The sequence below is a fragment of the Pseudomonas sp. B34(2017) genome (genome assembly GCF_002112915.1).
GTDB lineage: Bacteria > Pseudomonadota > Gammaproteobacteria > Pseudomonadales > Pseudomonadaceae > Aquipseudomonas > Aquipseudomonas pharyngis.
Genome location: NZ_NEJA01000001.1, coordinates 364,291 through 382,994 on the forward strand (window position 1 = coordinate 364,291; position 18,704 = coordinate 382,994).

At 60.5% G+C, this 18,704-nt stretch carries 21 protein-coding genes; 14 read left to right on the top strand and 7 right to left on the bottom strand.

Features of this window, described 5'->3' with window-relative positions; genetic code table 11:
• Positions 1-183 precede the first annotated feature (183 nt).
• From CAF80_RS01705 to CAF80_RS01715, 3 genes are all read left to right on the top strand, one after another.
• Positions 184-372, top strand: coding sequence for a hypothetical protein (locus CAF80_RS01705; protein WP_170844885.1), 189 nt, complete (start codon positions 184-186; stop codon positions 370-372).
• 216 nt (positions 373-588) lie between these two features.
• Positions 589-1,305: a TorF family putative porin gene (locus CAF80_RS01710; protein WP_039772546.1), complete on the top strand. Its 717-nt coding sequence runs from the start codon at positions 589-591 to the stop codon at positions 1,303-1,305.
• Positions 1,306-1,382: 77 nt separating this feature from the next.
• Positions 1,383-2,252: a DUF6279 family lipoprotein gene (locus tag CAF80_RS01715; RefSeq protein WP_085666743.1), complete on the top strand. Its 870-nt coding sequence runs from the start codon at positions 1,383-1,385 to the stop codon at positions 2,250-2,252.
• Between the two features lie 62 nt (positions 2,253-2,314).
• Here CAF80_RS01715 and CAF80_RS01720 read toward each other — a convergent pair whose 3' ends face one another.
• Entirely contained in the window at positions 2,315-2,707 is a 393-nt protein-coding gene (locus CAF80_RS01720) for a hypothetical protein (protein WP_039772548.1), read from the bottom strand.
• Positions 2,708-2,884: 177 nt separating this feature from the next.
• Here CAF80_RS01720 and CAF80_RS01725 point away from each other — a divergent pair, with 177 nt between their 5' ends.
• The 4 genes from CAF80_RS01725 (at position 2,885) to CAF80_RS01740 (ending at position 5,420) form a co-directional block, all read left to right on the top strand.
• Positions 2,885-3,619: a thioredoxin family protein gene (locus tag CAF80_RS01725; protein ID WP_085666744.1), complete on the top strand. Its 735-nt coding sequence runs from the start codon at positions 2,885-2,887 to the stop codon at positions 3,617-3,619.
• An 80-nt stretch (positions 3,620-3,699) separates the two neighbouring features.
• Positions 3,700-3,975: a hypothetical protein gene (locus tag CAF80_RS01730; RefSeq protein ID WP_085666745.1), complete on the top strand. Its 276-nt coding sequence runs from the start codon at positions 3,700-3,702 to the stop codon at positions 3,973-3,975.
• 249 nt (positions 3,976-4,224) lie between these two features.
• Complete coding sequence (locus CAF80_RS01735; protein ID WP_085666746.1) at positions 4,225-4,824, top strand: papain-like cysteine protease family protein; 600 nt, start codon at positions 4,225-4,227, stop codon at positions 4,822-4,824.
• The gene (locus CAF80_RS01740; protein ID WP_085666747.1) at positions 4,821-5,420 is read left to right on the top strand and encodes a hypothetical protein; all 600 of its coding nucleotides are present in this window, start codon (positions 4,821-4,823) and stop codon (positions 5,418-5,420) included. The genes CAF80_RS01735 and CAF80_RS01740 overlap by 4 nt, the downstream gene beginning before the upstream one ends.
• 63 nt (positions 5,421-5,483) lie before the next feature.
• On the opposite strand, the gene CAF80_RS01745 is transcribed toward CAF80_RS01740, so the two are convergent.
• Complete coding sequence (locus CAF80_RS01745; RefSeq protein WP_085666748.1) at positions 5,484-6,824, bottom strand: DEAD/DEAH box helicase; 1,341 nt, start codon at positions 6,822-6,824, stop codon at positions 5,484-5,486.
• A gap of 191 nt (positions 6,825-7,015) precedes the next feature.
• Between CAF80_RS01745 and CAF80_RS01750 the strand changes: the two genes are divergently transcribed.
• Positions 7,016-8,314 (top strand): mechanosensitive ion channel family protein, encoded by a 1,299-nt coding sequence (locus CAF80_RS01750; RefSeq protein ID WP_064594211.1) that lies wholly within the window; start codon positions 7,016-7,018, stop codon positions 8,312-8,314.
• A 65-nt stretch (positions 8,315-8,379) separates the two neighbouring features.
• Here CAF80_RS01750 and CAF80_RS01755 read toward each other — a convergent pair whose 3' ends face one another.
• Entirely contained in the window at positions 8,380-9,021 is a 642-nt protein-coding gene (locus CAF80_RS01755; protein WP_007956548.1) for a hydrolase, read from the bottom strand.
• Between the two features lie 169 nt (positions 9,022-9,190).
• Between CAF80_RS01755 and CAF80_RS01760 the strand changes: the two genes are divergently transcribed.
• The gene (locus CAF80_RS01760; RefSeq protein ID WP_085666749.1) at positions 9,191-10,096 is read left to right on the top strand and encodes a LysR family transcriptional regulator; all 906 of its coding nucleotides are present in this window, start codon (positions 9,191-9,193) and stop codon (positions 10,094-10,096) included.
• On the opposite strand, the gene CAF80_RS01765 is transcribed toward CAF80_RS01760, so the two are convergent.
• From CAF80_RS01765 to CAF80_RS01775, 3 genes are all read right to left on the bottom strand, one after another.
• Positions 10,041-10,922, bottom strand: a complete 882-nt coding sequence (locus CAF80_RS01765) for a carboxylate/amino acid/amine transporter (protein WP_085648571.1) — start codon at positions 10,920-10,922, stop codon at positions 10,041-10,043. The genes CAF80_RS01760 and CAF80_RS01765 overlap by 56 nt on opposite strands.
• 212 nt (positions 10,923-11,134) lie before the next feature.
• The gene (locus tag CAF80_RS01770; protein WP_011332962.1) at positions 11,135-11,734 is read right to left on the bottom strand and encodes an FMN-dependent NADH-azoreductase; all 600 of its coding nucleotides are present in this window, start codon (positions 11,732-11,734) and stop codon (positions 11,135-11,137) included.
• A 159-nt stretch (positions 11,735-11,893) separates the two neighbouring features.
• The gene (locus CAF80_RS01775; protein ID WP_011332961.1) at positions 11,894-12,208 is read right to left on the bottom strand and encodes a hypothetical protein; all 315 of its coding nucleotides are present in this window, start codon (positions 12,206-12,208) and stop codon (positions 11,894-11,896) included.
• Positions 12,209-12,257: 49 nt separating this feature from the next.
• Here CAF80_RS01775 and CAF80_RS01780 point away from each other — a divergent pair, with 49 nt between their 5' ends.
• The 5 genes from CAF80_RS01780 (at position 12,258) to aqpZ (ending at position 17,492) form a co-directional block, all read left to right on the top strand.
• The gene (locus CAF80_RS01780) at positions 12,258-13,181 is read left to right on the top strand and encodes a LysR family transcriptional regulator (protein ID WP_011332960.1); all 924 of its coding nucleotides are present in this window, start codon (positions 12,258-12,260) and stop codon (positions 13,179-13,181) included.
• A gap of 14 nt (positions 13,182-13,195) precedes the next feature.
• Positions 13,196-13,999, top strand: a complete 804-nt coding sequence (locus CAF80_RS01785) for an alpha/beta fold hydrolase (RefSeq protein ID WP_064594205.1) — start codon at positions 13,196-13,198, stop codon at positions 13,997-13,999.
• 3 nt (positions 14,000-14,002) lie between these two features.
• Positions 14,003-14,566, top strand: a complete 564-nt coding sequence (locus CAF80_RS01790; RefSeq protein WP_085666750.1) for a peptidylprolyl isomerase — start codon at positions 14,003-14,005, stop codon at positions 14,564-14,566.
• Between the two features lie 88 nt (positions 14,567-14,654).
• On the top strand, positions 14,655-16,487 hold the full coding sequence (locus CAF80_RS01795) for an ABC transporter ATP-binding protein (RefSeq protein WP_085666751.1): 1,833 nt from the start codon (positions 14,655-14,657) through the stop codon (positions 16,485-16,487).
• 309 nt (positions 16,488-16,796) lie between these two features.
• Positions 16,797-17,492 carry an aquaporin Z gene (aqpZ, locus tag CAF80_RS01800; RefSeq protein WP_064383176.1) on the top strand — a complete coding sequence of 232 codons (696 nt, stop codon included), beginning with the start codon at positions 16,797-16,799 and terminating at the stop codon, positions 17,490-17,492.
• A gap of 15 nt (positions 17,493-17,507) precedes the next feature.
• Here aqpZ and CAF80_RS01805 read toward each other — a convergent pair whose 3' ends face one another.
• A complete protein-coding gene (locus tag CAF80_RS01805; RefSeq protein WP_085666752.1) occupies positions 17,508-18,632 on the bottom strand; it encodes a GNAT family N-acetyltransferase in 1,125 nt (374 codons plus the stop codon).
• Positions 18,633-18,704: the final 72 nt, after the last annotated feature.

Sequence of the window (18,704 nt, forward strand, 5' to 3'; positions counted from 1 at the left end):
ACAGCGCCGAACATCATGGAATCGGCTAAATGTTGTTATTTAAAACAGCAGGTTAGCGGGATATTTCGAATAATTAATCACGAATAATCCACCTGCACGGTGGGTTATTCCGGGGGATATTTACCAAGCAATTGTCAAGTTATTCCTGTACGATGCCTGGCCGAGTTACTTTTCTACAGGTTAATGGCCGCCATGCGTGTAAAAGCATCCTCCAGCAAAGCAAAGCCAGCTCCAGCCGTTGAAACCAGCGAATCGATCAACGATCAGATCGCGGCATTCCTCAAGTCCGGCGGCGAAATCCAGCAAATTGCCAAGGGCGTCAGCGGCCAGACGTTCGGCCCGTCCAAGCAGATCAGCCTGGGCAAGAAGTAACACCCCGCAGCACACCAGTCCAAAGGCGCTTTGAGCTTCGAAGCGTCTGGACCGGATCCCTCGCAAGACCTCTCTCGCGTTTAATCAAACCTGTAAAACAGCAGAAATCGACGAACGGCCCTCGATGCCGATCATTCGCCGGTATCCTTGCACGCGTCTGGATCAAGCGTTTCAGCAGGCTTTATCGCCCTGCGCTCGCTGCTCAAGGAGTGACGCATGCTCAAATCATCCTGTTTATTGCTTGTAGGCCTGCTGGCGAGCACGGCCGCGCACGCGCAGATTTTCCAGCGTGAACTCGGTGACTTCGACCTCAAGCTCGGCACCACGCCCAGCCGCAGCATGGCCCAGGGGCTGGTCAAACCTTCCGCAGTCGGCTCGTTCCACGGCGGTCTGGATCTGAGCCATGACAGCGGCCTGTATGTTGGCCAGTACGCCCCGAGCATGGGCCTCACGCCGGGGAAGAATCTCGAAATCGACTCCTACGTCGGCTTTAAACAACCTTTCGATCAGACCCTCGGTTACGAAGTCGGGATGATCCATTACAGCTATCCCAAGGTCGACACCCTCGACAGCCAGGAACTGTTCGGTGGCCTGACCCTGCTCGGCAGCCGGATCGGCATCGCCCTGAGCAACGATCCGGATAAACAGAACAACACCCTGTTTGCCGACCTGGGCGGCAATCAGCCGTTCGGCATCGGGATCAGCATGAAATACACCACCCATCAGCTCAACACGCCGGTCTCGGTGGACGGGGGTTATGTCAGCAGTTTTACCGATTGGTCGGTGAAACTTTCCCGGCCGTTCATGGGCATCGATCTCGACCTGATCTACAGCAATTCGAGCCTCAGCGGCAGCGATTGCTCGGCCTATTCCGGGCATAACAGTCAGTGCGACGGGCTGGTCACGCTTAAGGCCGAACGCCCGTTCTTTTGATGGGCTGAACTGCCGGGGCCATCCTGTGTTCACATGAGAATCAGACCCTCAAGGCTGGCTTTCGCAAGGACTCGCCCATGTCTAGCTGGTTAAAACGCATCGCGATTCTACTGATCCTGACCCTTGCCCTCGGCGCTTGTAGCCGTGTCGGCCTGGCTTATCGCAACCTCGACGTGATCATTCCGTGGACGCTCAGCGACTACCTGGACATGAACGGCGAGCAGAAGGACTGGTTCAACGAGCGACTCAAGGAACACTTGAACTGGCATTGCACCACGCAATTGCCGGGTTATCTCGATTGGCTGGATCGCCTGCAAACCATGGTCGAGACCAATCAGGTCACCGACGCCGCGCTCCAGGCCCGCACCGCAGAAGCCAAGCAGGCGATCGCCGAAACCGCCCGGGAAATCACCCCGTCGGCGATTGAGTTGCTGCAAGGGCTGGATGATCGGCAAGTCGCTGAAATGAACGACGCCTTTGCCAAGGATCTGCAAAAGCGCCAGCAGGAATACCTCAAGCCACCACTGGCGCAGCAGATTGCCGAACGAGGCGCGCGCATGGACAAGCGTCTCAACGATTGGCTCGGCCCATTGAGCGCCAAACAGGAACAGCGGGTGATGGCTTGGTCGACCGCCCTGGGCGATCAGAACACCCAGTGGATCGCCAACCGCGCCCACTGGCAGAAGCAGTTCAGCGCGGCAGTCGCGCAACGCAAAGATCCTGAATTCCCACAGCGGATCGAGACCCTTCTGGTCAATCGCGAGCGTTTATGGACCCCGGATTACCAAAAGGCCTACGCCAATACCGAGGCGCAAGCCCGTTCGCTGTTCGTCGATCTGATGGCAGAGAGCACGCCGCAGCAAAGACAGCGCCTGTTGAAAAAAATCGAGGGGGTGCGCAAGGACTTCAATGATTTGAAGTGCCTGAAGGCTGCGCAAAAAAGCTGAGATCACTGAAAAACCCGTGTGGGAGCGAGCAAAATCGCTCCCACATTTTTTTGTGCAAAGCCTCAGGCAATCTGCGCCTTGGAGGCCACCTCATCGAATGTCAGCTCATCCAGCGCATCTTCCTGCTCATCGAGCACCTGACGCGGATGATCGTTGCCGGGAATGCTGCTGTCGATCAGGCTCAACAGGCTGGAACCACGCGGGGTCAGGCTGAAGTTGTTGCCGGTACTGCCTTCATCTTCGCCACGGGGCTCGATGTAGCCGCGCTCCAGCAGCAGTTTTTCGTAGTCGCAGGCGAGCGTTTTCAGGTGATCCAGATTCTCGATCGGCTCGCCCGCCGCCGCTTTTTCCGCCGCATAGTCTTCGGCAAAAGACCGTGGCGCAAAGCTGTGGCCCGCGCCGTTCTGCACTTCATGCAGCAGGCGCTCAATCAAATCCCAGTTATAAGTCGTCATCCTGATTCAACCTCCGGTGCGCGTGATTTTTTGGCGCGTTCACAGGTTGTGACCGGGGCGCTGCGTCAGCGTTCAGGATTATTCCGCGCCCCGACCGACCGGCGGTCTGTCGATTTCCCGGGGTGTTGAACGACTAGTCTGAGACAGACGGTTTCAACCCCCGCAGGAGAAATCATCATGAACGTTGAGAATCATCCGGTGGTGTCGCGCGAAGCATGGCTCGCCGCCCGCAAGCAGCATCTGGCCGATGAAAAGGCCTTCACCAGGGAACGCGACCGGCTCAGCGCCAAACGCCGCGCCCTGCCCTGGGTGAAGGTAGACAAGGATTACCGCTTCATGGGCCCGAACGGCGAATTGAAACTTGCCGACCTGTTCGGCAAACACAGCCAGCTCGTCGTTTACCACTTCATGTTCGCCAAGGGCTGGGAGGAAGGCTGCCCGGGCTGTTCATTCCTCAGCGACCACATCGACGGCGCCAACCAACACCTGGCCCATCACGACATTGCGCTGGTGGCGGTGTCCCACGCACCGTTCGCCGAATTCCAGGCCTTCAAGCGGCGGATGGGCTGGACATTCGACTGGGTGTCGTCGGACGGTTGCGATTTCAACTACGACTTTGGCGTGTGCGCCCGCGCTGAAGATGTCGAGGCAGGCAAGGCTACGTACAACTACGAAAAGACCGACAGCGTCGAGGAAGAAATGCCCGGGCTCAGCGTGTTTTATCGCGCCGACAACGGCGACATTTTCCACACTTACTCAACCTATGCCCGCGGCCTCGACCTGTTGGTCGGCGCCTACAACTACCTCGACCTCACGCCCAAGGGCCGCAATGAGGACGAGATCATGGAATGGGTGCGGCACCATGACCGGTATGAGGGAGAAACGAAATCCAGTTGCTGCCATGGAGACTGAGCCCCTAACACACTGAACTTTTCACGGTTGAAAACCCTCAACCGGTTAACCCGCCTTAACCGGAACTGAGGCCTGCCCCCATGAAAACCCTGCTCAAGCTCACCCTCGCCACCACGCTCGCCTGCGCCCTGCCCGTCTGGGCTTGTACGCCGGAAGAAGCCACCACCAAACGCGAGCAACTGGCCAAAGAAGTCGCGAAGCTCACCGAGCAAAACCCGGCCAAGGCCAAGGAGATCAACGCCGAGTTGCAGAAAATGGACCTGGGCACGGCCTCTGCCGATCTGCCGGACAAATGCCAGTTGATCGATCAGCGCTTGAAGGAACTGGGTTCGGCCGAGAAGAAAACCGAGGGATAGCACCCGCGCAGACAACGGCAGGCTTTGGTATCGATCCGGCTGGATCGATACCAAGGCCTGCTTTCTTTTGTCCTTAAATTTGCATTGGTGCATTTTGTTATTTGCACAAATGCATATTCACACCTAGGGTTACCCCGAGCCTGATCGGAACCGGCCATCGGAGATGGCAACCCTTTAGCACCGATCGCTCGGCAATAGCGTTATCCCGCAAACGCGGAACGTTTGTTTTCATTCATGGAGGATTGAAAAATGTTAACCACTGAGACAACGGCATTCACTGGCAACACCCTGCCCGAATGTCTGATCAGCCATCTGCTCGACCCGCAACTGGTCGAGGTCGAGGCAGCTGTTCAACAACGCGCCCTCGCGGCCGCCAGCCTGAACTTCATCATGCAGCAACAGACCCAGACCAACTGGTGCTGGGCCGCCGCTTCCGCCTCGGTCGGCAATTATTACGGCACCGGGTCCTGGACCCAATGCGCCGTTGCCAGTGCCGCGCTGGATCGCAATTGCTGCAATCAACCGGGGCCGTGCAACGTGTACGGCTATCTGGACGTAGCGCTGAAGATCACCCGCAGTTTCAACGGCATGAATTCGGGCTCGCTACAGATGTCGGCCATCCAGAACCAGATCAACATGGGTCGCCCGATCGGCCTGCGCTGTGCCTGGTACGGTGGCGGTGCGCACTTCCTGGCGATCTACGGCACCAACGGCAACTACGTGCTGGTCGCGGACTCGATCTACGGCTATTCGACCCGCGCGCTGAGTTCCTTCCCCGGTTCCTACAACGGCGGCGGCAACTGGACCCACACCTACTTCACGGCGAAAAACCAGGGGGCGGCATCATGAAACTGACTTATCCAAAGGCGCCTTCCAACGGCGTACAGACTTTGCGCCCGGCCCTGCAGGCCGCGTTGCAGACTCAGGGCTTCGGCGTCAATCACCAGTTCGTCAGTGCTGCGCCTGCCGGGATCAGCCTCAGCGAGGCCTATCGCGGCTACTCGCTCAGTCTCGACGACCTGAGCCAGGGCAAAGGCCTGAAAAACGCCCGAGTCGGCGACTGGCATTACCTGGTGTTTTCCGGCGGTGTGTCGATTGCCGATGCGCAATTGGCCGAAGTACGCGGTCACGTCGAGTTCGCCTCGCTGAACCACGGCAACCTGGCGAGCGCTACGGTCGATGCGCTGAAACTGGCGGAGCGATCACCGCAACTGAAGGGCAAAACCGTTGAGCTGCGGATGCTGTTTGTGTCGGCGCTGCACCTTGTGGCGATCTGGCTGCACGCGGCGGGCGAAGACGTGTTGATCCCGATCGAGCCAACGCCAAAAGAGCTGGCGCTGACCGGGCTGTACAGCGAGGCCGCCCTGCTCGCACAGCTCAAACCGGCAGCCGATCAGGCCAAGCGGCGCTTTGATGCCGACACCACCGGCCTGCTGGGCAGTTGATAAACCCTGGCAATAAAAAAACCCGGACCATGTCCGGGTTTTTCTTTGCCTGCCTGAAACGGCTTACTCAGCCGCTGGCGCTTCCGGCTTGCGACGTTTCAGCGGAGCCATGCCGTCGCTGCTCACCAGAGCGTCCGGTTTCGGACGGTTGGCGCTCTTGCGCTTGGTCGGGGTCTTGGCGGCAGTTTTCTTCTTGTCGCCCTTGGCGTCGGTCTTTTTCTTCTTCACACCGACGGCCTTGCCCGAGGCCTTGACCTTTTTCGGTCCGCCATAGGTGCCTTTGACTTCCTTGATGGTGCGGCGCTCGAAGCTCTGCTTCAGATAGCGCTCGATGCTCGACATCAGGTTCCAGTCGCCGTGGCAGATCAGCGAGATCGCCAGACCGTCGTTGCCGGCACGGCCGGTACGACCGATGCGGTGCACGTATTCGTCGCCGCTGCGTGGCATGTCGAAGTTGATCACCAGATCCAGGCCGTCAACGTCCAGACCACGGGCCGCCACGTCGGTAGCCACCAGGATTTTCACGCCGCCCTGCTTCAGACGGTCGATCGCCAGTTTGCGATCCTTCTGGTCTTTCTCGCCGTGCAGCACGAACGCCTTGTATTCCTGAGCGACGAGGCGACCGTAGATGCGGTCGGCCATGGCCCGGGTGTTGGTGAAGACGATGGCCTTCTGATAGGTCTCGTTGGCCAGCAGCCAGTTCACAATCTGTTCTTTGTGCTGGTTGTGGTCGGCGGTGATGATCTGCTGACGGGTGGTGTCGTTCAGTTGGCTGACCGCGTTCAGCTGCAGGTGCTCGGGGTTGTTCAGCACCTTGGCGATCATCTCGCGCAGGCCGGAACCGCCGGTGGTGGCGGAGAACAGCATGGTCTGCTGACGGTTCGGGCATTCGTCGACCAGACGCTGCACGTCTTCGGCGAAACCCATGTCGAGCATGCGGTCGGCTTCGTCGAGCACCAGCACTTCGACTTCTTTCAGGTCGAGGTTGCCGGCGTTCAGTTGCTCGATCATCCGGCCCGGGGTGCCGATCAGGATGTCCGGCACCTTGCGCAGCATGGCGGCCTGGACCTTGAAGTCTTCACCGCCGGTGATCAGGCCGGACTTGATGAAAGTGAACTGCGAAAAGCGCTCGACTTCCTTAAGGGTCTGCTGGGCCAGCTCGCGGGTCGGCAGCAGGATCAGGGTCTTGATGCTGACGCGAACCTTGGCCGGGCCGATCAGGCGGTTGAGGATCGGCAGGACAAAAGCGGCGGTCTTGCCGCTACCGGTTTGCGCCGTCACCCGCAGGTCACGCCCCTGAAGCGCCAGCGGAATGGCCGCGGCTTGCACAGGCGTTGGCTCGACAAATTTCAGCTCGGCCACGGCTTTGAGCAGGCGTTCGTGCAGGGCGAATTGGGAAAACACGGGTGCTACCTCGAAGATATGCAAAAAATCAGCTGCATAGGTTACCGGTTTCGAGCGCTCAGGCCGAGTTTCTTTGTGAAATCCACGGTAATCAGTGGCTTTTTTGTTGCTCGATTTGTCTCCAACGGTAATACACAGCGTCTTAAATGCTCTAATCGCCCGTCGCGTCTTACAGAAGAATCGTTTCTCTCATGGATTTCAAACAGCTCTGGCTCAACGCCCAAGACCTCTGGGGTGCCCTCGATCAGCACCCGCTCCTGCACGCCGGCCTGGCACTGCTCCTGTTGTTGGTGATCGCGCTGGTACTCGGACGAGTGGCGCGCTACCTGATCCTGCATGCCAGCCGCATGCTCGGTCGCCAGCCCGCCCTGCACTGGATCAACGACTTTCGCCATAACAAGGTGTTTCAGCGTCTGGCGCAGATGACGCCGTCGCTGGTGATCCAGTTCGGCCTGCATCTGGTGCCGGAACTGAGCAAGACCGCCATGGTGTTCCTCGGCAACGTGGCGCTGGCGTTCACCATTCTGTTCCTGCTGCTGTCGGTCAGCGCCCTGCTCAATGCACTGCTGGACATCTACGCCCGCACCGAACACGCCCGCACCCGCTCGATCAAGGGTTATGTGCAACTGGCGAAAATGGTCCTGTACGTGTTCGGCGCGATCATCATCGTCGCCACCCTGATCGACCGTTCGCCGCTGTTGCTGCTGTCGGGTCTGGGTGCGATGTCGGCGGTGATCCTGTTGGTCTACAAGGACACCCTGCTGTCGTTCGTCGCCAGCGTCCAACTGACCAGCAACGACATGCTGCGGGTCGGCGACTGGATCGAAATGCCACAAGTCGGCGCCGATGGCGATGTGGTCGACATCACCCTGCACACGGTCAAGGTGCAGAATTTCGACAAGACCATCGTCTCGATCCCGACCTGGCGCCTGATGTCCGAATCGTTCAGAAACTGGCGCGGCATGCAGCAGTCCGGCGGGCGGCGGATCAAGCGCAGCCTGTTCATCGACGCCAGCGGTGTGCGCTTCATCCGCGACGATGAAGAGGAGAAACTCTCCCAGGTGCACCTGCTGACCGCCTACATGGGCCGCAAGAAAGCCGAGCTCAAGGCCTGGAACGAGGCGCAGGGCAATGTCGCGGCGATGTCGGCCAACCGTCGGCGCATGACCAACATCGGTACGTTCCGCGCCTATGCCTTGGCTTACTTGAAGAGCCACCCGGAGATCCAGCCGAACATGACCTGCATGGTCCGCCAGATGCAGACCACCGCCCAGGGCATTCCGCTGGAAATCTACTGCTTCACCACCACCACGGTTTGGGCCGATTACGAGCGGATCCAGGGGGATATTTTCGATTACCTGCTGGCGGTGCTGCCGGAGTTTGGCTTGAGCCTGTATCAGCAGCCGAGTGGTGGGGATTTGCGTTCCGGGATATTGCCGGCAGTCCTTGGCGCGAGCCATATTCCGGAAGCCGAAAAACATCTGATGTAGAGCTTTCTTGAGCTCAACAAAAAAGACGCAACCCAGGTTGCGTCTTTTTTTGTCCCGCCGATTTATCAGGCCTGCCGCTGCGGTGCCTTGTGCACCATGGTGTAGGCGTAGTCGACGCCCATGCCATACGCGCCGCTGTGTTCCAGCACCAGGTCCATCACTGCCTGATAGGTGTCTTTGTGCGCCCAGTCACGCTGGTACTCGAGCAGCACTTGCTGCCAGGTCACCGGCACCGCGCCGGCCTGAATCATCCGCTGTACCGACATGTCGTGGGCTTCCTTGGTGGTGCCGCCGGACGCGTCGGTGACGATGTACACCTCGTAACCTTCAGCCAAAGCTTCCAGAGCCGGGAAGGTCAGGCAGACCTCGGTCCACAGCGCGGCGATGATCAGCTTCTTGCGGCCGGTGGCCTTCACCGCGTCAACCAGCGCCTTGTCTTCCCAGGAGTTCATCGAGGTGCGCTCGATCGGCTTCTGCTCAGGGTGTACCGCCAGCAGCTCCGGCCAGATGTAGCCGCTGAAGCTTTCGGTTTCGACCGAGGTGTAAATGGTCGGTACGTTGAAGATCTTGGCAGCCTTGGCCAGGCCGACGGTGTTGTTCTTCAGGGTCTGACGGTCGATCGACTGTACGCCGAAAGCCATTTGCGGCTGGTGGTCGATCAGGATCAGGGCGGAGTTGGTTGGGTTCAGCAGTTCACGGATAGACATGGCGCGTTCCTTTTGATGTCGATTCAAAGTTTCGATCAGGTATTGGTGAGTCGAGGCGGCTTGCCGTCTTCGGCGTTGTTGTCTCGGCTTGGATGTCACTTTAGGGGCTAGCCGATAAAGGGACAATTCCCTAAAATCGAGAATCATTGATTCTAAAATAGGGACAATCATGGATCGCATCGAATGCATGCGCGCCTTCGTGGTGACGGTCGGCGAAAATGGCTTTGCAGCCGCCGCCCGGGCCATGGACGTGCCCCGCTCGAAAGTCAGCAAACAGATTCAGGCACTGGAAGAAGCCATCGGCGTGCAACTGCTGCAACGCACCACCCGCAGCCTGCACCTGACCGAGGCCGGCGCCGAGTATTTCGAAGCGGCGCGGGAAGTGATTGCGGCACTGGACGAGGCCGAGCAGCGGGCGCGAGACGGGGTGGGTGAATTGCGCGGGGTGTTGCGGGTCAACGCACCGATGTCGTTCGGCCTGCGGCGCTTGGGCAAGCTGATTCCGCTGTTCCACGAGCAGCACCCGAACATCGAGCTGCAACTGGTGCTCAGCGACCAGCAGGTCGATCCGGTGCGCGGCGGGTTCGACGTGACCATCCGCATCGCCAGCCTGCCCGACTCGACCATGATCGCCCGGCAACTGGCGCCAGCGCCGCGCATCATGGTCGCCTCCCCCGCTTATCTCGAACGGGCGGGCACGCCGCAGACTCCGCAGGATCTGCGCTCACATCAATGCTTGAACTACGGCTATCTGCAGAGTGGCGTCAGCCTGCAACTGTGCAACGGCAAGGAGACCCAGCGCGTCAACGTCACCGGGCCGTTGCACGCCAACAATGGTGACTTGCTGGCGCAAGCGGCCGAGGCCGGGATGGGCATTGCGCTGCTGCCGGACTTCATCGTCGAAGAGGCGCTGGCGGCCGGGCGGCTGGTGCCGGTGCTGTGCGAATGGCAAGCCCCGGCGATCACCATCAACGCGGTGTATTCGTCAGCGCGGCGGGTGCCGCAGAAGACCCGGGCGTTTATCGAGTTTCTGGTGGGGCAACTGGCGCCGGTTTGCGAATCCCCAACCGGCTGATCCACACCGCGGCCAGAATCACGCTGCCACCGAGGAACAACCGCCCGAGTTCTTCATGCTGATTCCAGATCAGCAGGTTCAGCAGCAACCCAACCGGTACATGCAGGTTGTTCATCACCGCCAGGGTGCCGCCGTTGACCAGGCACGCGCCTTTGTTCCACCAGTACAAACCGAGTGCGGTGGAGACCAGACCAAGGAACACCAGCACGCCCCATTGCAGCGGTGCTTCGGGCAGGAAATTGGATTTGCCGAACAGCAGGAACGCCGGCAACGCCACCGCCAGTGCGCCGAGGTAGAAGAAACCAAAGCGCCGGTAGTGCGGCAGATCGCTCGGGTGTTTTGCCACCAGATGCTTGTACAGCACCTGCCCGGCGGCGTAGGTGAAGTTGGCCAGTTGCAGCAGCAGAAAGCCCATGAAGAAGTCCGGGTTGATCCGGTCGTAGCGAATCACTGCTGCACCGCACACGGCCACCAGTGCGGCGATCAGCGCCCACGGGTTGAAGCGTCGGTTGAGCGCGTCTTCGATCAGCGTTACGTGCAATGGCGTGAGGATGGTGAACAGCAGCACTTCCGGCACCGTCAGCACGCGGAAACTCAAGTACAGGCAGACGTAGGTCACGCCGAACTGCAACGCGCCGATCAGCAGCATGCCGCGCATGAACGCCGGTTCCACCGAGCGCCAGCGGGTCAGCGGGATGAACACCAGCCCGGCCAGCACCACCCGCACCAGCACCGCAAAGTAGCTGTCGACATGACCGGCCAGGTATTCGCCGATCAGACTGAAGGAAAACGCCTGGATCAGCGTGACAAAAAGTAGATAGCCCATGCTCGCCTCGATTTCGAATGGCGGCGACGATAGCGGTTTTTGCCAGCCATCGCTAAATCCCGGGCAAAAAAAAGCCCGATCTCGCTAAAGCGTTCAATCGGGCTACAGCACTCAGGAGCAACAAGTGCAAAGGGAGGTTCGATGCGCGTAGAGCCTTGAAGGGGTTGCGCCAGGTCACTAGAACAATCGGCGATTATCTGGCGATTAACATATCAGGCGACCTGGGACAGTTTGGCGTTGGCCTGGTTGAGGCCTTTCTCCTGGAAGTCGCCGCCCAGATTCATGCCTTCAGCGTGGATGAAGGTCACGTCGTTAATGCCGATGAAGCCCATCACCTGACGCAGGTACGGTTCCTGATGATCCGCCGGGCCGCCGGCGTAGATCCCGCCGCGAGCGGTCAGCACGTAGGCACGCTTGCCGCTGAGCAGGCCTTGCGGGCCGGTTTCGGTGTATTTGAAGGTCACGCCGGCACGCAAGACGTGGTCGAGCCAGGCTTTCAGGGTGCTCGGGATGGCGAAGTTGTACATCGGCGCCGCCATCACCAGCACGTCGGCGGCCAGCAATTCATCGGTCAATTCGTTGGAACGGTCCAGCGAGGCCTGCTCGCTGTCGTTGCGCTGCTCGGCGGATTTCATCCAGCCGCCCAGCAGGTTGATGTCCAGATGCGGTACCGGGTTCACGGCGAGGTCACGCACGGTGATCTGATCGGCCGGATGCGCCGCTTTCCACTGACTGATGAAGGTCTGGGTCAGTTGACGGGAAACCGAGTCTTGCTGGCGGGCGCTGCTTTCGATGATCAGAACGCGGGACATGTTGTGTAGCCTCCATCCGAGAATGTTGTAAGTCGATGGAGTGAAGGTTAAACAGTGCCGTATCGATGAAAAAGCGCAAATAATTGCTGCAAAGCATCGAAAAATTCGTTTAGATGCAAGCCGTAGCCTGTGGAAGCCCGCTCCCACAGGCCCGTGACGCTATTTCGGGGTGCAGCTCAGCTTTATGCGCAGCTTGATGATGGTCCGGGTGAACTTGGCCGTGGCGTTTTTATGCTTGCCCGCCGCCACCTCGATATTGCGCGTGCGCGGCGCTTCCGGGCCGTTGGTGAATACCACCTTGCAGGTCGCGTCGACGTCACCGTAGTTGTTGACCTGGATGGAGCCGATGTCGTTATCGGTGTCGAACGCGTTGTAGTCGATCTTCAGGCCGTTGAGGTCCTTTTCCACATCGATCGGGTACGCGAACGCAGTCAGCGGAAGCAGCGCCAGCAACACACAACAGAATTTTTTCATTCGGCAGTCTCCATGAGGGACCGCCAGCTTAGGACAAGAGGAGCTATTGATGAAAGCGCCCCGCGTGACCCTTGATCAATGGCGAACGTTGCAAGCCGTGGTCGACCACGGCGGATTCGCCCAGGCCGCCGAGGCCCTGCACCGTTCGCAATCGTCGGTGAGTTACACCGTCGCCCGCATGCAGGATCAGCTCGGCGTGCCGCTGTTGCGCATCGACGGCCGCAAGGCCGTGCTGACTGAAGCCGGCGGCGTCCTGCTGCGCCGCTCGCGGCAATTGGTGAAACAGGCCAGCCAGCTGGAAGACCTTGCCCATCACATGGAGCAGGGCTGGGAAGCCGAAGTACGGCTGGTGGTCGACGCCGCCTACCCGAGCGCCCGTATCGTGCGCGCATTGACCGCGTTCATGCCGCAGAGCCGTGGCTGCCGGGTGCGTCTGCGTGAGGAAGTGCTGTCGGGCGTCGAAGAAGTGCTGCTCGAAGGCGTGGCCGATCTGGCCATCACCGGGCTGAGCATTCCCGGTTATCTTGGCGCGGAATTGAGCGATGTCGAATTTGTCGCCGTCGCCCATCCTGATCATGCGCTGCATCGGCTCAACCGCGAGCTGAGCTTTCAAGACCTGGAAACCCAGATGCAAGTGGTCATCCGCGACTCCGGCCGCCAGCAACCTCGGGACGTCGGCTGGCTCGGCGCCGAGCAGCGCTGGACCGTCGGCAGTCTCGCCACGGCTGCGACGTTCGTCAGCAGTGGCCTGGGATTCGCCTGGCTGCCACGCCACATGATCGAGCGGGAACTGAAAGACGGCTCGCTCAAGCTGCTACCGTTGGACAGAGGCGGCAACCGCAACTCCAGTTTCTATCTGTATTCGAACAAGGACAAACCCTTGGGCCCAGCGACGCAAATCCTCATCGAACTGCTGCGCACCTTCGACACCCTGCCGCTGGACGCACCGTTCGCCGCCCCCGAACAAGCCTGACACGGAGTTCACCGATGGCGTATTTCGAGCATGAAGGTTGCAACCTGCACTACGAGGAATATGGCCACGGCGATCCGTTGCTGCTGGTTCACGGTCTGGGCTCCAGCACTCTGGACTGGGAAATGCAGATTCCTGCCCTAGCCGCGCATTACCGGGTGATCGTCCCGGACGTGCGCGGTCACGGCCGCTCCGACAAACCCCGCGAGCGCTACAGCATCGCCGGCTTCAGCGCCGACATCGTCGCCCTGATCGAGCACCTGAAGCTCGGCCCGGTGCACTACGCCGGGCTGTCCATGGGGGGCATGATCGGCTTTCAGCTCGCCGTCGATCAGCCGCGGATGCTCAAGAGCCTGACCATCGTCAACAGCGCGCCCGAGGTCAAGGTGCGCAGCCGCGACGATTACTGGCAGTGGTTCAAGCGCTGGAGCCTGATGCGCCTGCTCAGCCTCGCCACCATCGGCAAGGCCCTTGGCGCCAAGCTGTTCCCCAAACCGGAGCAGGCCGATTTGCGCCAGAAGATGGCAGAGCGCTGGGCAAAAAACGACAAACGTGCTTATCTCGCCAGCTTCGATGCGATTGTTGGCTGGGGGGTCCAGGAACGACTTTCCCGGGTCACCTGTCCAACCCTCGTCGTCAGCGCCGACCGGGACTACACCCCCGTTTCGCTGAAAGAAACCTATGTCAGACTGCTGCCCGATGCGCGGCTGGTGGTAATCGCCGATTCGCGCCACGCCACCCCGCTCGACCAGCCCGAACGCTTCAATCAAACGCTGCTGGAGTTCCTCGCCACAGCCGATAATCACCCTCAGGATCACTGACCCATGCTGAAAAAACTCGCCCTCGCCGCCGGCACCCTGCTGTTCGCTGCCAACCTGATGGCTGCCACGCCGGCAAAAGCGCCGCACGTGCTGCTGGACACCACCAACGGCCAGATCGAAATCGAACTGGACCCGGTCAAGGCGCCGATCAGTACCAAGAACTTCCTCGAGTACGTCGACAGCGGCTTTTACAACAACACGATTTTTCACCGCGTGATCCCGGGCTTCATGGCCCAGGGCGGCGGCTTCACCCAGCAGATGCAGCAAAAAGACACCAAGGCCCCGATCAAGAACGAAGCCAGCAACGGTCTGCATAACGTTCGTGGCACCCTGTCGATGGCCCGTACCTCCGACCCGGATTCGGCCACCAGCCAGTTCTTCATCAACGTGGCCGACAACGCCTTCCTCGATCCGGGCCGTGACGCCGGTTACGCGGTGTTCGCCAAAGTGGTCAAGGGCATGGACGTGGTCGACATCATCGTCAACTCCCAGACCACCACCAAACAGGGCATGCAAAACGTGCCGGTCGACCCTGTGATCATCAAGTCGGCCAAGCGCATCGACTAAGCTTTACAGGGCATATCGAGCGGCGCTGACCTGATGTCACGCCGCTCACACTGATAAAAGGAGAGCCCGTGCTCCGGGCGGTTATCTGATGCTCTATCGCCGTTTCGAACAACTGATCGACATATTCCGCGACGCCCCGACGGCGTCTCCGCCGGACCGCGTTCTGCCCTTCTATACCTATTACCTGAAGCAGGTCTGGCCGAGCTTCGTCGCCCTGCTGATCGTCGGCCTGTTCGGTGCACTGATCGAAGTGGCCCTGTTCAGCTACCTGAGCCGCATCATCGACCTCGCCCAGGGCACGCCGAACGTCGACTTCTTCAAGGTGCACGGCGTCGAACTGGCGTGGATGGCGATGGTAGCGTTACTGCTGCGCCCGCTGTTCCTGGCGCTGCACGACATGCTGGTGCACCAGACCCTGAGCCCGAGCATGACCAGCCTGATCCGCTGGCAGAACCACAGTTACGTGCTCAAGCAGAGCCTGAATTTCTTCCAGAACGACTTCGCCGGGCGCATTGCCCAGCGCATCATGCAGACCGGCAACTCGCTGCGCGATTCCGCCGTGCAAGCGGTGGATGCGCTGTGGCACGTGCTGATCTACGCGATCAGTTCGCTGGTGCTGTTCGCCGAGGCCGACTGGCGCCTGATGATCCCGCTGCTGACGTGGATCGCGGCCTACATCGGCGCGCTCTATTACTTCGTGCCACGGGTCAAGGACCGCTCGGTGGAAGCCTCCGATGCGCGCTCGAAACTGATGGGCCGGATCGTCGACGGCTACACCAACATCGCCACCCTGAAGCTGTTCGCCCACACCAACTTCGAACAGCATTACGCCCGCGAGGCGATTCAGGAACAGACCGAAAAAGCCCAGCTGGCCGGCCGCGTGGTCACCAGCATGGACGTGGCCATCACCACCATGAACGGCCTGTTGATCGTCGGCACCACGGCGCTGGCCCTGTGGCTGTGGACGCAATCGCTGATCAGCGTCGGCGCGATTGCTCTGGCCACCGGCCTGGTGATCCGCATCGTCAACATGTCCGGCTGGATCATGTGGGTGGTCACCGGCATCTTCGAAAACATCGGTATGGTTCAGGACGGTCTGCAGACCATCTCGCAACCGGTCAGCGTCACCGATCGGGAGCAGGCCAAACCGCTGGCCGTGGCCCGTGGCGAAGTGCGTTTCGAGCACGTGGATTTTCACTACGGCAAGAAGAAAGGCATCATCGGCGACCTCAACCTGACCATCAAACCGGGCGAGAAAATCGGTCTGATCGGCCCGTCCGGCGCCGGCAAGTCGACCCTGGTCAACCTGCTGCTGCGCCTGTACGACGTCGAGGGCGGGCGGATCCTGATCGACGGCCAGAACATCGCCGAAGTCGGCCAGGAAAGTCTGCGCGCGCGCATCGGCATGATCACTCAGGACACCTCGCTGCTGCACCGCTCGATCCGCGACAACTTGCTGTACGGCAAGCCCGACGCCACCGACGCCGAACTCTGGGAAGCGGTGCGCAAGGCCCGTGCCGATGAGTTCATTCCGCTGCTGTCGGACGCCGAGGGACGCACCGGATTCGACGCGCATGTCGGCGAACGCGGGGTGAAGCTGTCCGGTGGTCAGCGTCAGCGGATCGCCATTGCGCGGGTGCTGCTCAAGGACGCGCCAATCCTGATCATGGACGAAGCGACCTCGGCGCTGGACTCGGAAGTCGAAGCGGCGATCCAGGAAAGCCTGGAAACCCTGATGCAGGGCAAGACCGTGATCGCCATCGCCCACCGCCTTTCGACCATTGCCCGCATGGACCGGCTGGTGGTGCTGGAAAACGGCAAGATCGCCGAAAGCGGCAACCATGCCGAACTGCTGGCCCATGGCGGGTTGTATGCGCGGTTGTGGGCGCACCAGACCGGAGGGTTTGTCGGCATCGACTGAACCGCGCTTCTGATCGTTCCCACGCTCCGCGTGGGAATGCAGCCCATGACGCTCTGCGTCACTGGACGCGGAGCGTCCCCTGAGGCATTCCCACGCGGACGGTTCGACGCCTCGACGTGGGAACGATCAACGTGAGATAAAACCGCCAGAGCCCTTTAACTATGGGCTCTGGCGGTTTTTTATCGCCTGCTGGAAATTCGCATGAACCCTGCTGTACTGACCCAAGGCTCCGGAACGGAACCTGTCGTAAATCTGCAAGGAAGCACCACTCGATCCAGTCTCGATAGTACGTCTATCAAGGACACTCTCATGTCTCTGTTCAAACGTTCAGTCACTGAGTTGTTGGGTACGTTCTGGTTAGTGTTGGGCGGTTGCGGCAGTGCGGTCATTGCCGCGTCTTCACCCCTGGGAATCGGTGTGCTGGGGGTGGCCCTGGCCTTTGGTCTGACGGTGCTGACCATGGCGTTTGCCATCGGCCACATCAGCGGCTGTCATCTCAACCCGGCCGTGTCGGTCGGTCTGGTCGTCGGCGGTCGGTTCCCGGCCAAGGAACTGCCTGCCTACGTCATCGCCCAGGTGATCGGCGGGATTCTGGCAGCGGCCCTGCTCTACCACATCGCCAGCGGCAAGGAAGGCTTCGACATCGCCGCAGGCCTTGCCTCAAACGGTTATGGCGAGCACTCGCCGGGCAAATACTCGATGGCGTCCGGCTTCGTCACCGAGCTGGTAATGACCGCCATGTTCGTGGTGATCATCCTCGGCGCCACCGACAAACGCGCTCCGGCGGGACTGGCACCGATCGCCATCGGCCTGGCCCTGACGCTGATTCACCTGATCTCGATCCCGGTCACCAATACCTCGGTCAACCCCGCCCGCAGCACCGGCCCGGCGCTGATGGTCGGCGGCTGGGCCATCGCCCAGTTGTGGATGTTCTGGGTCGCGCCGTTGCTGGGTGCGGTGGTCGGCGGCGTGCTCTATCGCTGGCTGGGCAAGGAAGACAGCTGAGGGTGTCGGCGAGGATCAGGCTTGCCGATACGGCAAGGCGCTCCTCGCCTCCTCCGCATAGGCCAGTACACCGGCGCGCTCCTGGTGCAGGAAGTCTTTGACCGCCGCTTTCAATCCCGGATGGCGCAGGTAATGCCAGGAATGGGTAATCACCGGCTCAAAGCCACGAATCAGCTTGTGCTCGCCCTGGGCACCGGCATCGAAGCGCTGATAACCCTGAGCAATCGCATAATCCATACCCTGATAGAAACAGGTCTCGAAGTGCAGCCGGTCGAACTCGGCCAGGCATCCCCAATAACGCCCGTAAAAGCTGTCGCCGCCCACCAGGCTGAACGCCATCGCCACCGGCCGTGAGCCCTGCCGGGCCAGTACCACGCGGATCGATTCCGGCATGCGCTCGGCCAGCAGGCTGAAGAATTCCCGGGTCAGGTAAGGTGCCTGCCGGCGTACCGCGTAGGTGTTGGCGTAACAGGCGTAGACAAAATCCCACTGCGTCTCGTCCAGTTCGCGGCCTTCCAGCCATTCGAACTCGAAGCCCTGTCCCGCCACTTGCTCGCGCTCCTTGCGCATCTGCTTGCGCTTGCGCGAGGCGAGCACGTCGAGAAAGTCCTGAAAGTCGCGGTAGCCGCGATTCTGCCAGTGGTACTGACAGCCGATGCGTTGCAGCCAGCCCGGCTGCTCGGCCATGGCGGCATCGGTAAACGCGTCGGTGAAGTTGATGTGGGCGCTGGAGAGTTCTTCGATTTCCAGATACCCCGGCAGGCTCTTGAGCAGTTCGAATCCGTCCTCGACATTCGCTGCCAACAACCGTGGGCCGCTGACCGGACTGAATGGCACCGCGCTCAAAAACTTGGGGTAGTAATCAATGCCGGCCCGAGCGCAGGCATCGGCCCAGCCGTGATCGAACACATATTCGCCGTAGGAGTGCCACTTACGATAACCGGGCAACGCGGCGATCACGCGCCCCGCTTCGACGTGCAGCAAATGCTCCGCTTGCCAGCCCGTGTGCGGCCCGACGCTGCCGCTGTCCTCCAGCGAAGCCAGAAAGGCATGGCGCAGAAACGGCTGGTTTTGCGGTACCAGAACATCCCAGTCGGACGCTGGAATTTCCGACAGTTTGTGCAGACGTTGCAGCGGCATTTTCCTCTCCACTTTCGGGCGTGAACGCCCGGCGAGTATCGCTGATCGGCGGGGCGTTGCCCACGTCCGATT

Coding starts and splice junctions, on each gene's coding strand:
- CAF80_RS01705 (WP_170844885.1), top strand. CDS start 184: ATGGCCGCCATGCGTGTAAAAGCATCCTCCAGCAAAGCAAAGCCAGCT.
- CAF80_RS01710 (WP_039772546.1), top strand. CDS start 589: ATGCTCAAATCATCCTGTTTATTGCTTGTAGGCCTGCTGGCGAGCACG.
- CAF80_RS01715 (WP_085666743.1), top strand. CDS start 1,383: ATGTCTAGCTGGTTAAAACGCATCGCGATTCTACTGATCCTGACCCTT.
- CAF80_RS01720 (WP_039772548.1), bottom strand. CDS start 2,707: ATGACGACTTATAACTGGGATTTGATTGAGCGCCTGCTGCATGAAGTG.
- CAF80_RS01725 (WP_085666744.1), top strand. CDS start 2,885: ATGAACGTTGAGAATCATCCGGTGGTGTCGCGCGAAGCATGGCTCGCC.
- CAF80_RS01730 (WP_085666745.1), top strand. CDS start 3,700: ATGAAAACCCTGCTCAAGCTCACCCTCGCCACCACGCTCGCCTGCGCC.
- CAF80_RS01735 (WP_085666746.1), top strand. CDS start 4,225: ATGTTAACCACTGAGACAACGGCATTCACTGGCAACACCCTGCCCGAA.
- CAF80_RS01740 (WP_085666747.1), top strand. CDS start 4,821: ATGAAACTGACTTATCCAAAGGCGCCTTCCAACGGCGTACAGACTTTG.
- CAF80_RS01750 (WP_064594211.1), top strand. CDS start 7,016: ATGGATTTCAAACAGCTCTGGCTCAACGCCCAAGACCTCTGGGGTGCC.
- CAF80_RS01755 (WP_007956548.1), bottom strand. CDS start 9,021: ATGTCTATCCGTGAACTGCTGAACCCAACCAACTCCGCCCTGATCCTG.
- CAF80_RS01760 (WP_085666749.1), top strand. CDS start 9,191: ATGGATCGCATCGAATGCATGCGCGCCTTCGTGGTGACGGTCGGCGAA.
- CAF80_RS01765 (WP_085648571.1), bottom strand. CDS start 10,922: ATGGGCTATCTACTTTTTGTCACGCTGATCCAGGCGTTTTCCTTCAGT.
- CAF80_RS01770 (WP_011332962.1), bottom strand. CDS start 11,734: ATGTCCCGCGTTCTGATCATCGAAAGCAGCGCCCGCCAGCAAGACTCG.
- CAF80_RS01775 (WP_011332961.1), bottom strand. CDS start 12,208: ATGAAAAAATTCTGTTGTGTGTTGCTGGCGCTGCTTCCGCTGACTGCG.
- CAF80_RS01780 (WP_011332960.1), top strand. CDS start 12,258: ATGAAAGCGCCCCGCGTGACCCTTGATCAATGGCGAACGTTGCAAGCC.
- CAF80_RS01785 (WP_064594205.1), top strand. CDS start 13,196: ATGGCGTATTTCGAGCATGAAGGTTGCAACCTGCACTACGAGGAATAT.
- CAF80_RS01790 (WP_085666750.1), top strand. CDS start 14,003: ATGCTGAAAAAACTCGCCCTCGCCGCCGGCACCCTGCTGTTCGCTGCC.
- CAF80_RS01795 (WP_085666751.1), top strand. CDS start 14,655: ATGCTCTATCGCCGTTTCGAACAACTGATCGACATATTCCGCGACGCC.
- aqpZ (WP_064383176.1), top strand. CDS start 16,797: ATGTCTCTGTTCAAACGTTCAGTCACTGAGTTGTTGGGTACGTTCTGG.
- CAF80_RS01805 (WP_085666752.1), bottom strand. CDS start 18,632: ATGCCGCTGCAACGTCTGCACAAACTGTCGGAAATTCCAGCGTCCGAC.